Raw genomic sequence first — 13087 nt, 5'->3', positions numbered from 1 at the left:
TGCGATGTCATGCTGTGCTTAAGTTTTCGCCTTAAACGCCAATAACGCGGCGATCGTCGATTACTTTGCCGTCATTTGGAAGGCTATCCAACGACACAATGCGAATATCTGCACGCAAGCGGCATTCAGCACGAACGCTTTGCGCAATCTGCTCTTTCACCGCGTCGTCATTATGCGGCAGTTCGCAAATAAATGTCATTTGATCTTTGCCCTCAATCTCGCTGACTTCCAGCCGCGCGCGGCCCATCTGCGGGAAGGTTTTGACAATCTTGGCGATTTGGTGCGGATGGACGAACATGCCGCGCACCTTGGTGGTTTGGTCAGCGCGCCCCATCCAGCCTTTCAGCCGAGCATTGGTGCGACCGCAGGAAGATTGCCCGGGCTGAATGGCAGACAGATCGCCCGTGGCAAACCGGATTAGCGGGTAGTTGGGATCAAATGTTGTCACCACAACTTCGCCGACTTCTCCCGGCGCAACCGGATCTGATGTGCCGGGTCGGACAATTTCGACGATACAATTTTCGGCAATCACCATGCCGTTGTCCGCCGCATCTGTTTCGTAAGCGATTAAGCCCAATTCGGCGGTTCCATAACATTGTTTGATGTTGACGCCTTGCGCAGCATACCAGTTCCGCATCGCCGGAAACAAAGGCCCACCTGACACTAGAGCGTTCTGGACGCTCAAAATATCATTTCCCAGCGCCTTGGCTTTTTCCAAAATAATCTGCAAAAAATCCGGGGTGCCGACATAGCCTGAAATTGTGAAGTGATTAAACGCTTCCACCAAGGTTTCAGTATTGCCAACACCGGCGGGAAACGTCACGCAACCAAGGTTTGAAGCCGCTTCATCAAACATGAAGCCCGCTGGCGTTAGGTGATAACTAAAGCAGTTCGCAATCACGTCGCCGCGCCGCATCCCGGCAGCAAAAAGCGCAGAACTCATGCGCCAAGGGTCAGTGCCGCCGGGTTGCGGCTCAACGATGGGTCCGGGAGAATAAAAGACCCGTCGTACATCATTGTTCGCAGGCGCTATACCGCCAAAAAGCGGATTTTTTTCCTGCAACTCAACCAGATCACTTTTTGAAAGCACCGGCAATTGGGCCAATGATTCGCGATCATAGACCCCCTCAATATCAATCTCAGATAGCTTTTGTGCCCAATAAGGGCTGTTCGCCATCGCGCTTCTGAGTTGGGCGCGCAAAGCAATAAAAAGCGATTCTTCGCGCTCCATTGGCGGTCGTGCTTCCAATGGCGAGAAATGGTTGTGGCCGTTTGATGCACCTTCACTCATAATTTCCACCCGCCTACAACCAGCGCTTCCGGCGCTTGTAACTTTTGATATCTTTGAACGAACGCCGCTCGCCGCCGCCGCCCAAATAAAATTCTTTCACGTCTTCATTGGCCATCAATTCCTCGGCCGTGCCATCAAGCACAATTTTGCCGTTCTCCATGATGTATCCGTCGTCCGCGACGTGCAGCGCCATATTGGCGTTTTGCTCCACCAACAGAATAGAGATGCCCAATTCTTTGTTGAGCCGTTTAATGATGCGAAAAACTTCTTTCACCAACAAAGGAGACAGTCCCATGGACGGTTCATCCATTAGGATGAGTTTTGGCTTCGCCATTAATGCGCGACCAATGGCGAGCATTTGCTGCTCTCCGCCAGATAGATATCCAGCAAGCCCTGTGCGCTCTTTTAGGCGGGGGAAATATTTGAAAACTTGTTCGATTTCTTCTTTGAGATTAGCTTTGGGTCGCGAATATGCACCCAAGCGCAAATTCTCAATCACGGTCATATCTTGCAAAATGCCGCGCCCTTCCATTACCAAAAAGATGCCTTTGCGTACCAGCGCTTCCGGCCCAACTTCGGTGACGTTCTCGTCTTCATATGTGATTGAGCCGCGGGTTACTTCACCATCTTCACTGGCAAGCAAATTGGTGATCGCCTTCAGGGTGGTTGATTTACCCGCCCCGTTGGTGCCGAGCAGGGCAGTAATTTTGCCCCGCGCGACTTTTAGGTTGAGGCCGCGCAAAACAAGAATAACCTCGTTAAACACAACCTCAATATTGTTGACGGAAAGAATGCTCTCAGTTGCCAGGCCATTCCCGGTTGCAGCAATTTGTGGTTTCATGTTGCTCATCCTTTTCCGTCTTCAGCTTCGCTTAAAAGCCCAACCAGTCATCACGACGTGGTAGAGTTGTTTCAGAGATCCGCTTGATGATGAGATCGCCGCCATTATATGAACCTTGGTTCACGGCAACGGTCATCAGACCACGGTGATCTGTTTCAGTCCAAGTTGATGGCAAGCAAACACCTTCAAGACCTGCTGGAACCCAATCTTTCTTGGCATACATGCCTTGTTTGATGTTTTCGCCAGTGATGCCACCATTGGCTTTCGCCCATTTCATGGCGTCCATCATGTAGTAAGCTGAACAAATGCCACGGATATAATGGTGTGTTGGCTTGTCGTCGCCATTGCCCTCGCCTGCCGCTGCGATCGCTTCAACCAATTTCATGCCCGGTACATCTTGGCCAAAGAACGGCGTTGATGAGGGGAAGATCAGGTTTTCAGCTTGCGAGGCCCGCAGGGTGACATAATCGCCAGCCCACACATTGCCCATATAGTTGGCTTCAACACCAACCGTGCCACATGATTTTAGCAGCGATACAATGGAGCCGCCAAGGTTGCCCATATAGACGTATTGAGCGCCCGTTTCTTTGATGGTGAGGCACTGGGCTTTAAAGTCACCCGGGGCCATGGGCACAACAATTGGATCAGCCACTGTTAGACCAAGTTCCGCAGCATATGCGGCACATGCTTCTTTTGGGGCATTTGGATAAGGGTGGTTATCGCCTGCATGCAAGAAAATTGGGTTTTCAATGCCCTTTTCCTTTGCGTCAGTTGCTGCCCATTGTGCCAATGCGCGGCACGTATCCGAATAGGACGGGCCATAAAAGAAGTTATAGGGTGCCGGCTTTTTGGTTAATGGGTTTAGGCCTTGTGGATCGGTCAAATGCGCAGAATATGATGCTGAAAAGACCGGGATTTTGTCTTTGGCAACAAATGAGATCAATGCCTCAGTATCTGCGGTGCCCCACCCTTGCATCGCAACCATGCCGCGTGATGACCACGCTTTATAGGCCGCCAATGCTTCCGGCACTTTGTATGCATAATCGACCTGTGTGAACTCGATTTTGGTGCCGTCGATGCCGCCATTTGCGTTTACATAATTAATTGCGTCCGACACGCCCGGTCCGTAGGCCTTGCCCACGAATGCTGTTGGCCCTGTATAGTCGACCAGTTGTCCAACAAAGACGCTTTCTTGCGCCGTTGCAGCCGTGCCAGCGAACATCGTCGCCGCTAAGGCTGCCATTGATAATAATTTCAGTTTCACGTTATTTCTCCTCTAAAGAATTCGGCCATTGTTGTTTTTTGCAGCACCTCTTTTTCGCCGAGATCGGGTGCTTTTTGCATTTGCTTATCTTGAGAACGGGAAGAGTTTCCAGCTGGCGCGAATTTGCTGCCACCTGTGCACAAGCCCTTCAGGTTCAAAGATGAGGAATAGGATGATCGCCGCGCCGATTGACATCTGTTTGACATATGCCTTGCCGCTGCCCATTTCTGGGAAGACCAAAGCTAAAACGGAGGTGGCACTTTCCATCAATTGAGGCAGCAGCAGAATAAACGCAGCACCCAAGATCGAGCCATAAACCGAACCCAGACCGCCAATGATAATCATGGCGAGGAATTGGATCGACAAGATAATGGTGAAGCCTTCTACCGACACATATTCAAGATAGTGGCCAAAGAGTGCGCCAGCTAATCCTGCAAAGAACGACGAAATACCAAATGACAAGATGCGGTATTTGGTGAGGTTCACGCCCATCACTTCTGCGGACAAATAATGGTCCCGAACTGCAACCAAAGCGCGGCCATCTCGAGAGCGCAACAGGTTTGTCACGCCAATCACACTGACAACAAGCCAGAACAGGACCAGGTAAAAATAGCTAAGGTCGGTGTCGAGCACATAGCCGAAGATATCCGGACGGTCGGCAAGCGCGCCATAAACACCACCTGAGAACCAATCTGCTCGCGCGAAGAAATCTTCCAAAATGAATTGAGAGGCCAGAGTGGCAATTGCCAAATAAAGGCCCTTGATCCGTGCTGCGGGAACGCCAAAGATCATGCCCACCGCCGTCGTCATCAATGCAGCAGCTGGCATCGAAATCAATGTAGGTACGTTAAAGCTAGAGGCTAACCAAGCACTGGCAAACGCGCCAAAGCCGAAAAAGGCGCCGTGACCCAAAGAGATTTGCCCGGTGGTGCCAACCAGAATATTCAACCCAATGGCGGCGATCGCATAAATGCCAATCACAATCAGCTGGCTAACCCAATAGTTACCCAAAAATGGGGCTGCAACCATGACGATAAGCAAAACTGCAAGGGCTGCGTATTTCTCGAAATGGGTTTTAAACATCCGATTGTCATCAGTATATGACGTTCTAAAATCGCCAGCAGGTCTTGGATTAGGTACGTGTCCCACCTCTATATCCTCTCAATGTCTTTGGTGCCAAACAGGCCGTAAGGTTTGATCATCAAAATAATGATGAGCACGTAGAACGGAGCGATGGTGTAAAGGTTGCCGATTTTGAGCCATTGCCCATCGGCATATTCTGCAAGATTTTCAAGCACCCCAATGATGATGCCGCCAACAACAGCGCCAATGATGGAATCAAGCCCACCCAAAATCACCGCGGGAAACACTTTGATGCCAACAAACGCAAGGGAGTTGGAGACCGAATTGACGATGCCAAGCACGATACCCGCAACCCCAGAAACCATGGCCGAAATGGCCCATGCCATCGCAAAAGTCTGCTTGACCGATATGCCTAGGCTTTGCGCAATTTGCTGATCGAACGCGGTCGCGCGCATGGCCAAACCGTGCCGGGTAAAGCGGAAGAACCAGAAAAACACCACCATAATGACCACTGACAGCACCAGCGAGAGTAAGTAGGCAACCTCAACGTTCAGGCCCATGATGGAGACCACATCGGAACTGCCGAATACATCGGGGAAGCGTTTCGCATCATTACCAAACACCCAGTTCATCAAGGATTGCATAAAGATCGACAGGCCAATGGTGACCATAATCACCGAGATAATGGGTTCACCGATCAAGGGCCTAAGGATGATGGTTTGCACCACAATCCCAAATATCGCCATGAAGACCAGCGTGAAGATGAAAGCGAGGAAAAACGGCAATTGCATTTGTGTAACCAACGCCAAGCAAACCCATGCACCCAGCACCAAAAACTCACCTTGGGCGAAGTTGACGACCTGCGTGGATTTGTAAATCAGCACAAAACACATGGCGACGACGCCATATAGCATGCCCACAATCAGTCCGTTGACGAGCAGTTGGAAGAAAAGTTCCCACTTCATGATGCCATCCTTCCTTCTAGCGCACTCATATCGTCTAGGCGCTGCACTTTGAGTGATGTTTTGATGCGTTGTTTGGTGCCATCTTGGAACGAAATCACGGTGTCGATATCCACATGGGTGTCGTCAGAATAAAGCTTGCCAATAATGTCCGCATATTTGTCCGCGATCACGCTGCGGCGCACTTTTTTGGTCCGCGTTAGCTCGCCGTCATCCGCATCGAGTTCTTTATAAAGCAGCACGAACTTTTTGATCCGCTGCGCTTCAGGCAAATGGAGGTTCACCGCCTCGACTTCTTTGCGCAACAGTTCGTAAATTTCAGGACGTGAGGCCAAATCCGTGTAGGTCGTAAAGGCGATCCGACGCTGCTCCGCCCATTTTGAAACAATGGGATAACGAATACAGATCATGGCCGAAATAAAGGGCTGGTCTTTGCCCAAAATCACCGCTTCAGCCACAAAGGTTGAGAATTTCAGTTTGTTCTCGATGAATTGGGGTGAGAATTTGATGCCCCTGTTGGTTTCGGACAGATCTTTGATCCGATCCACAACCACCAAATGATCCTTGTCGTTGAAATAGCCCGCATCTCCAGTGAGAAAATGGCCGTCGCCATCAAATGCGTCATCAGTTTCTTTGGTATCCTGATAGTAACCCGTCATTAAGTTGGGGTGCTTAACGATAATCTCGCCCATGCCTTCTTCGTCGGCATTGCGGATTTTGATCGTGCAATCATTCATTGGGAAACCCACCGTATCATGGTCGATATCGTCCCATTTGTGGATGGTGTAGGCACCTAGACCCTCAGTTTGACCGTAAAGCTGTTTAAGGGGCACACCCATGGCTTGGAAAAACTTAAACGTATCCGGCCCCATCGCTGCGCCGCCGGTTGCGGCAGATTTAAGACGAGAAAAACCAAGCCGGTCACGTAATGCCCGGAACAGGATCAATTCGGCGGCTTGTGAGCGCTCACCACGCTCCAGCGCGTCCAATCCCGTTTTGACACCCCAATCAAAAATGGTTTGTTTCCAAGCGGAGCTTTCCATCATGCGTGAGCGAATGTCTGCGGCAACCATTTCCCAAACGCGCGGTGACAGCAACACAAAGTGCGGGCCAATTTCGCGCAAGTCCGACATGGCTGTTTCTTGCTCTTCGGGGAAATTAACGATCATGCGCGCAACCAAGTTCCACGCGACAGAGTACATTTGCTCCATCACCCAAGACAGCGGCAATACTGCCAGATATTCATCGCCAGCGCCCATGGGGTCAGCACGCAAATAGTTTACGGCATGCCCCAAAAATGCGGAATGCTTCCACATGGCCAATTTTGGGTTTGATGTGGTGCCAGAGGTGGTACACAACACGGCAACATCGTCGGTGTTGGTGGCCGCCACCAAGTCTTGATATCGATTGGGATTCTTGGCGTCAATTTCTGCGCCGATCTTTTCCAAATCAGCCAAGTAAATCAAGCGCGGATCGTCATATTTTTTCATGCCACGTTTGTCGTGGTAGACGATTTTTTCAACTGAAGGGATACGATCACCAAGCTCAAAGAATTTATCGACCTGCTCTTCGTCTTCGGCAATGACAATTTTGGGTTTCGCGTAATTGATGAGATAAGCGATCTCTTCTTCCAGGGCGTCGCGATAAATGCCCAAACTCATGGCTTGAACAGCATGTGCTGCGATTTCGCCCCACACCCACTCAGGCCGATTGTCACCAATGATCGCGACCACGTCGCCTTTGACGACGCCGAGCTGATCAAAAGCTAAGGCCATGTTCTTAACGTGAGTGTTGAACTGCTCCCAAGTGATTTGGTTCCAAATACCAAAGTCTTTTTCGCGCTGCGCGATGTCATTCGGATGGGCTTTGGCGTTCGCCAATAACATTTTGGGCAAAGTGTCGTTGTCGCGCACGGCTGCTGCATGATGGGTACCGGCGTCCCAATTGACAATTGATCCTGAAATCTCGCGATGGACAGACATTACACGGCCTCCTCTTCGTCGAGGTTGAAATCATCAACGCCGAGATAGGCAACTTTCACCTGTTCGTCCTCAATCACGTCGTCAGGTAGGCCTTCAGCGATTTTTTGACCGAAGTCGAGTACCGCAACCCGATGCGAAATATCGACGACTACGCCCATATCGTGCTCAATCATCACAACGGTGATGCCATATTGCTCGTTGAGTTCGATGATGTAGCGCGCCATGTCCTCTTTTTCTTCAAGGTTCATGCCAGCCATCGGTTCATCAAGCAGGATCATTTTTGGTTTGATGGCAATGGCGCGGGCCAATTCCACTCGTTTGCGCAACCCATAGGACAGTGAGCCAGCTGACTCATTGCGCACATGTTGAATTTCGAGGAAGTCGATAATGTCTTCAATTTCCGCACGGGCGCGTGCTTCTTCTTTTTGCGCGCCGCCAACCCAATAGAACATGCCGGTGACAAAATTGTTCTTCAACAGGTGGTGCCGGCCAACCAAAATATTGTCGATCACTGACATATGACTAAACAGTGCCAAGTTCTGAAACGTACGGCCAATGCCAATTGCTGCGCGATCATTGATCGAGCGCTTCAATAGGTCCTGCCCATCATAGGTGATGCGACCTTCTTGGGGACGGTAACGACCTGAAATGCAGTTCAGCATTGAGGTTTTGCCCGCGCCATTTGGTCCAATCAAAGAGAAAATCTCGTTCTCATTCACGTGGAACGAAATGTCGGTCAGCGCCTTAACGCCGCCAAAGCGCAGCGACACATTTTCAACGTCCAACATCTTAGTTGGTGCAATCAATTTTCTTCCTCCCCGGGCGCATCAAAATTATTAGCTCTTGACCGATATATGAAATTGAGTTTCGTCTATGGCACGGTGATGCGCAACGTCCTTGTGTTTGTTTTAGACTTTTCTTCTTGCAAGAGTTTGCCTGAAATGTGCGCAATTGTGACAAGCGTGTTCAAGGGAGGAAAATGTGGTGGATCAACCCACGCCATCAAACGCACAAGCTATTGAATTACTTATTCAAATAGAAGCCGGTCTGGACAATATTGACCAGGGCATCACGGTATTTGATAAGAACCTGCAGCTGGTTTTTGCCAACAAAAGACTGGGCGAATTGCTGGATGTGCCGCAGCAATTGCTTACACGCGGCACAACTTTTGAAGACGTTATTCGCTATAATTCCGAACATGGCGAATATGGTCCCGGCGATGTTGAAGAGCAGGTGCAGGAGCGCATTCGGGTGGCGCGCGAGTTCCGTGCCCACACGGTTGAAAGGGTACGGCCAAATGGGCGGGTGATCCGCGTCAGCGGTGCGCCATTGGCCAAAGGCGGGTTCGCAACAATTTACACCGACATTACCCAACAACGCCATTATGAAATTGAGTTGCAACGCCGTATTGATGAGCAAACGCGCGACCTGCGCCGCTCAGAAGAACGGCTGCGACTAATTGCGAATGAGGTGCCTGCGGGCATTGCATATCTTGATCAAGACGAAGTGTTTCAATTCGTCAATCGACGTTTTGCGCAAAGCTATGGTTTAAATGTTGATGACGTTTTAGACCGCAGCACCCACGACATATTAGCACGAGAAATCCACGACGTATCAGCCCCCTATTTTGCACGTGCCAAGTTGGGCGAGGCGACAGAGTTTGATTTGGATTTTACCCATATTGATGGCCGTGAGTTGGATATTCGCACCTTTTTGCGGCCGGACCTTAGGATCGATAAAACGGTACGCGGCTTTTATGTCTTGTCGATCAACGTCACCAAACAGCGCGCCGCCGAACAGGCCCTAAGCCAGGCGCAAAAAATGGAGGCAATCGGCCGATTATCCAGCGGGATTTCGCACGATTTCAACAACCTTTTGACGATCATTTTGGGAAATTTACGCCCCCTTGCGGAACGGGTTACAGACGCAGATTTGGTCAGGGAAATGATCAACCCGTCGCTGAGGGCTGCGAAACGTGGTGCCGAATTAACGCGCCAACTCTTGACGGTTGCGCGACGACAGCCATTGGATGCCCGTGTGGTGGATGTGCGCGATGTATTTGATGGGCTACGTGAGCTGATCAAACCCTCATTACCCTCCAATATTGAACTGGATATGGTGGTGGTGGGTGGTCCACTTTTCGCGCGTGTCGACCCTGGGCAGATGGAAAATGCGCTATTGAACTTGGCTCTGAATGCGAAGTCAGCAATTGATGATGCGCGCAAACCCGATCAGGAGCGCATTGGCCTTATGTTGCGCGCCGTAGCGCTTGACGACCTGCAAGCTGAACGGTTTGGGCTGTCCGCAGGAGACTATATAGAAATCAGTTGCGAGGATAATGGCGCGGGCATGTCCCTGGCCGTGCAAAAGCAGATTTTTGACCCGTTCTTTTCTACCCGTGATGAGGCGGGTGGCACCGGGCTCGGCCTTTCAATGGCACAAAGCTTTGTTGAGGTATCCAACGGTTATATTGGAGTGCAAAGCGAGATCGGAAAAGGTACTGTATTTACAATTCTTATCCCGCAAACCGCTGAAATGCCTGAGGAAAGCCACGCCATCGTTCAAGAGTTTTCGTCGCAATTTGATGGGCAAATGGCGTTACTTGTTGAAGACCAAGACGAGGTTCGAGCAGTCTTGAGACGGGATTTGGTGGATCTTGGGTTTTCAGTGATCGAAGCCGAAAATGGTGACGAAGCCAAACAACTAATTCAGTCGGTTGATGGCATCGATTTGGTGCTTTCTGATATTTCAATGCCGGGGGCCACAAATGGCGTTCAGCTTGCTCAATATGTTGCGACAACGCTCCCCCTAACATCGGTTGTTTTGATGACTGGACAAGCGCACATCGACCAAGACCAAAGCATAAAGCACCCGTTGTTGCGCAAACCCTTTGAGCAACATAAGCTCATCGAAGCGATCCAACATGCAGAAATTGCACGAAGCGATTACGGCAGCTTGGACGCGACGGAGTGAATAGCGTAGTCCGATGAGTGGAAAAACCATCTATATTTTGGAGGATGACGCGGACGTTCGCGCGCTCTATGCGCGAGAACTGAAGGCACATGGTTTTGTCATTCATTCATTTGGCACAATCGCTGAATTTGATGCTGCACTCATGGCAAATGAGCCCAATCTTTGCATTATTGATCTGTCCTTGCCAGATGGTGACGCCTTGACGTTATTGCGCGATACCCTTGGTAAAATGGATATTCCCACGATTGTGGTGAGCGGCAGGGGCGCGTTGGGTGATCGGGTCCTGGGTTTGGATTTTGGTGCTGACGATTATTTGGTGAAACCGATCAACACAATTGAACTGGCCGCACGGGCGCGCAGCCTGTTGCGCCGTGTTGAGAAAATGGCGGCATCCACATTGCCTGATCAATTGGAAAAAGTGACTTTTGCTGACTGGAAGGCCGATTTTTCGAGGCTAGAATTGACCAGCCCAAATGGCGAAACCGAACAAATGAGCGCCGCTGACGCGCGGCTACTCAAGGCCTTCGTTTCGTCGCCCGGAAAAGTTTTGTCGCGTGACCGCTTGATGGATCTATATGCTGAAGAAAATGATGCGTTTGACCGCTCAATTGACGCCCAAGTCTCGCGCCTACGCAAAAAACTGCAAGACACCGCCAAAAGTCCAAAGCTCATCCGCACCGTTTATGGCGCAGGATATGTGTTCACGCCACAGGTCGAGACCACAAGCTAGTCGGGATTTGGCAATCTATTGCGTTTGACGATCCGCCTTAGCGCAAAACGAGAGCGGATCATTCGAATGCCGGGCACACGCGTGAGCTTTTCCTGCAAAAACCGTTCATATGAGGCAAGGTCTGCGGCGACAACGCGCATCAAAAAATCTTGACTGCCGGTCATGATGAAACATTCCATCACCTCTTCGAACGACACCACGTCTTTCTCAAAACGCTGCAAAGCTTCGGCACCCTGGTTCTCCAATTCAACCGAAACGAAAATGGAAATTGGCAGTCCCATTTTGTCTTGGTTTATGGTCGCCGTATAACCGGTGATGACCCCTTCTTCTTCCAGCCTTACGATCCGCCGTGCACACGGGGTCGGCGACAGGCCGATGCGCTCAGCCAAGTCGATCGTTCGGATGCGACCCTCTTGCTGCAAAATAGCGACTATCTTTTTATCAAGCGCATCAAGCTTCATGTTTTGCCTAAAATGGTGTATGATTTTGAACATTATAGCTAAAAAATTACTTTCGAACAGCAAACTTTGGTGAAAAATCGCGTTCGATTTGGTGAGAATGGTGAAAAATGACCTAGGGGAGCTGGGGTTAAGAAAATAAGTCAGGTCAACTGACGTTTATTTCTTCAGATGATGATGGGTTAACAGTTGCGACATGCCGGACCTTTTTGCGGCAGGTTTGGAGGATTTATGGCAGGCACAACCGAAGGTGGGTCAAAAGGCCCGCTCAGCATTCACATACCAGAGCCTCCGGGGCGTCCGGGTGACAAACCGGATTTTTCGCATATCAAAATCCCAAAAGCTGGGGAAACTCGCTGCCCAGACCTTGATACCAAGGCCGAGGACATGCGCGACATGGCCTATTCCATTGTGCGGGTGTTGGATCGCAACGGCAAAGCCGTTGGGCCTTGGGCCGATTTTTTGGGCGACGACCTTAATGAAGATACATTGCTGCGTGGCCTCAAAGACATGATGGTCACGCGGGTGTTTGACCAACGTATGCAAACCGCTCAACGGCAAGGCAAAACATCCTTTTACGTGCAATGCACCGGCGAAGAAGCGATTGCGACTGGGTTTCAGCGCATGCTCAAACCCGGCGACATGAATTTCCCAACCTATCGTCAACAAGGGCTACTGATCGCAGCAGAATGCCCCTTGATCGACATGATGAACCAAATCTATTCTAACGAAAAAGACCCGCTGGACGGCCACCAGTTGCCAGCGCTTTATTCGTTTAAGAAATTCGGGTTTTTCACCATTTCCGGCAATCTAGGCACTCAATATGTGCAAGCTGTTGGCTGGGCCATGGCGTCCGCTATTTCAGGCGATAACAAAATCGCCGCCGCTTGGATTGGTGACGGCTCTACCGCTGAAACGGACTTCCATTCCGGTATGCTTTTCGCTTCTGTCTATAAACCGCCTGTTGTTATGAACATTGTAAACAACCAATGGGCCATTTCCTCCTCCAATGCGATTGCGGGTAGTCAAAACACCACTTTTGCTGCGCGCGCCCTTGGCTATGGGTTCCCATCGATTCGTGTGGATGGGAACGACTATTTGGCGGTTTTGGCGGCATCAAAATGGGCGCAAGAACGCGCCCGGCGCAATCTGGGTCCGACCCTCATCGAATGGGTGACCTATCGTGTTGCCGCACACTCCACTTCGGATGACCCAAGCGCATACCGTCCACAAACCGAGAGCGATGCGTGGCCATTGGGCGACCCAATTGAGAGATTGAAACGACATTTGATTTTGCACTCCGATTGGACAGAGGAACGCCATACCCAAGCAAAAGCAGAAATTGAAAGCGAGATCATCCGCATTCAAAAAGAAGCGGAAAGCCATGGCACGTTAAATAAGGGCCACGGGCCTGATGCTGAGAAGATGTTTGAGGGCGTTTACAAAGAAATGCCGGAACATCTGGTTCGTCAACGCATTGAATTTGAGAAGCAGGGTTAGATC

The 13087-nt window shown here is 50.4% G+C and carries 11 protein-coding genes; 3 read left to right on the top strand and 8 right to left on the bottom strand.

Features of this window, described 5'->3' with window-relative positions:
* Positions 1 to 31 precede the first annotated feature (31 nt).
* From ACJAZW_RS02000 to ACJAZW_RS01970, 7 genes are all read right to left on the bottom strand, one after another.
* Positions 32 to 1291, bottom strand: a complete 1260-nt coding sequence (locus ACJAZW_RS02000) for a phenylacetate--CoA ligase family protein (RefSeq protein WP_415155183.1) — start codon at positions 1289 to 1291, stop codon at positions 32 to 34.
* A 13-nt stretch (positions 1292 to 1304) separates the two neighbouring features.
* A complete protein-coding gene (locus ACJAZW_RS01995; protein WP_415155182.1) occupies positions 1305 to 2132 on the bottom strand; it encodes an ABC transporter ATP-binding protein in 828 nt (275 codons plus the stop codon).
* A gap of 31 nt (positions 2133 to 2163) precedes the next feature.
* Positions 2164 to 3396 (bottom strand): ABC transporter substrate-binding protein, encoded by a 1233-nt coding sequence (locus ACJAZW_RS01990; protein ID WP_415155181.1) that lies wholly within the window; start codon positions 3394 to 3396, stop codon positions 2164 to 2166.
* A gap of 84 nt (positions 3397 to 3480) precedes the next feature.
* Positions 3481 to 4545 (bottom strand): branched-chain amino acid ABC transporter permease, encoded by a 1065-nt coding sequence (locus ACJAZW_RS01985; RefSeq protein ID WP_415155180.1) that lies wholly within the window; start codon positions 4543 to 4545, stop codon positions 3481 to 3483.
* A 2-nt stretch (positions 4546 to 4547) separates the two neighbouring features.
* A complete protein-coding gene (locus ACJAZW_RS01980; RefSeq protein WP_415155179.1) occupies positions 4548 to 5444 on the bottom strand; it encodes a branched-chain amino acid ABC transporter permease in 897 nt (298 codons plus the stop codon).
* The gene (locus tag ACJAZW_RS01975; RefSeq protein ID WP_415155178.1) at positions 5441 to 7423 is read right to left on the bottom strand and encodes an AMP-binding protein; all 1983 of its coding nucleotides are present in this window, start codon (positions 7421 to 7423) and stop codon (positions 5441 to 5443) included. The genes ACJAZW_RS01980 and ACJAZW_RS01975 overlap by 4 nt, the downstream gene beginning before the upstream one ends.
* Positions 7423 to 8211, bottom strand: coding sequence for an ABC transporter ATP-binding protein (locus ACJAZW_RS01970; protein ID WP_415155237.1), 789 nt, complete (start codon positions 8209 to 8211; stop codon positions 7423 to 7425). Before ACJAZW_RS01970 ends, ACJAZW_RS01975 begins: the two co-directional genes overlap by 1 nt.
* Before the next feature lie 193 nt (positions 8212 to 8404).
* Here ACJAZW_RS01970 and ACJAZW_RS01965 point away from each other — a divergent pair, with 193 nt between their 5' ends.
* Together ACJAZW_RS01965 and ACJAZW_RS01960 are read left to right on the top strand one after the other, a co-directional pair.
* Positions 8405 to 10396 carry a PAS-domain containing protein gene (locus tag ACJAZW_RS01965; protein WP_415155177.1) on the top strand — a complete coding sequence of 664 codons (1992 nt, stop codon included), beginning with the start codon at positions 8405 to 8407 and terminating at the stop codon, positions 10394 to 10396.
* Between the two features lie 13 nt (positions 10397 to 10409).
* Positions 10410 to 11126, top strand: coding sequence for a winged helix-turn-helix domain-containing protein (locus ACJAZW_RS01960; protein ID WP_415155176.1), 717 nt, complete (start codon positions 10410 to 10412; stop codon positions 11124 to 11126).
* Here the strand turns inward: ACJAZW_RS01960 and ACJAZW_RS01955 are convergent.
* Positions 11123 to 11587, bottom strand: a complete 465-nt coding sequence (locus ACJAZW_RS01955; RefSeq protein WP_415155175.1) for an Lrp/AsnC family transcriptional regulator — start codon at positions 11585 to 11587, stop codon at positions 11123 to 11125. The two genes, ACJAZW_RS01960 and ACJAZW_RS01955, sit on opposite strands and share 4 nt — an antisense overlap.
* A gap of 228 nt (positions 11588 to 11815) precedes the next feature.
* Here ACJAZW_RS01955 and ACJAZW_RS01950 point away from each other — a divergent pair, with 228 nt between their 5' ends.
* Positions 11816 to 13084, top strand: coding sequence for a 3-methyl-2-oxobutanoate dehydrogenase (2-methylpropanoyl-transferring) subunit alpha (locus tag ACJAZW_RS01950; protein ID WP_415155174.1), 1269 nt, complete (start codon positions 11816 to 11818; stop codon positions 13082 to 13084).
* Positions 13085 to 13087: the final 3 nt, after the last annotated feature.

It is taken from the genome of Maritalea sp. (assembly GCF_047634455.1).
Classification (GTDB): Bacteria; Pseudomonadota; Alphaproteobacteria; order Rhizobiales; family Devosiaceae; genus Maritalea.
This window is presented reverse-complemented; position numbering and strand designations above follow the sequence as displayed.

What these genes read in the sequence shown, in the direction of transcription:
- ACJAZW_RS02000 (WP_415155183.1), bottom strand. Translation starts at nt 1,291, where the DNA reads ATGAGTGAAGGTGCATCAAACGGCCACAACCATTTCTCGCCATTGGAA.
- ACJAZW_RS01995 (WP_415155182.1), bottom strand. Translation starts at nt 2,132, where the DNA reads ATGAAACCACAAATTGCTGCAACCGGGAATGGCCTGGCAACTGAGAGC.
- ACJAZW_RS01980 (WP_415155179.1), bottom strand. Translation starts at nt 5,444, where the DNA reads ATGAAGTGGGAACTTTTCTTCCAACTGCTCGTCAACGGACTGATTGTG.
- ACJAZW_RS01975 (WP_415155178.1), bottom strand. Translation starts at nt 7,423, where the DNA reads ATGTCTGTCCATCGCGAGATTTCAGGATCAATTGTCAATTGGGACGCC.
- ACJAZW_RS01970 (WP_415155237.1), bottom strand. Translation starts at nt 8,211, where the DNA reads ATGTTGGACGTTGAAAATGTGTCGCTGCGCTTTGGCGGCGTTAAGGCG.
- ACJAZW_RS01960 (WP_415155176.1), top strand. Translation starts at nt 10,410, where the DNA reads ATGAGTGGAAAAACCATCTATATTTTGGAGGATGACGCGGACGTTCGC.
- ACJAZW_RS01955 (WP_415155175.1), bottom strand. Translation starts at nt 11,587, where the DNA reads ATGAAGCTTGATGCGCTTGATAAAAAGATAGTCGCTATTTTGCAGCAA.
- ACJAZW_RS01950 (WP_415155174.1), top strand. Translation starts at nt 11,816, where the DNA reads ATGGCAGGCACAACCGAAGGTGGGTCAAAAGGCCCGCTCAGCATTCAC.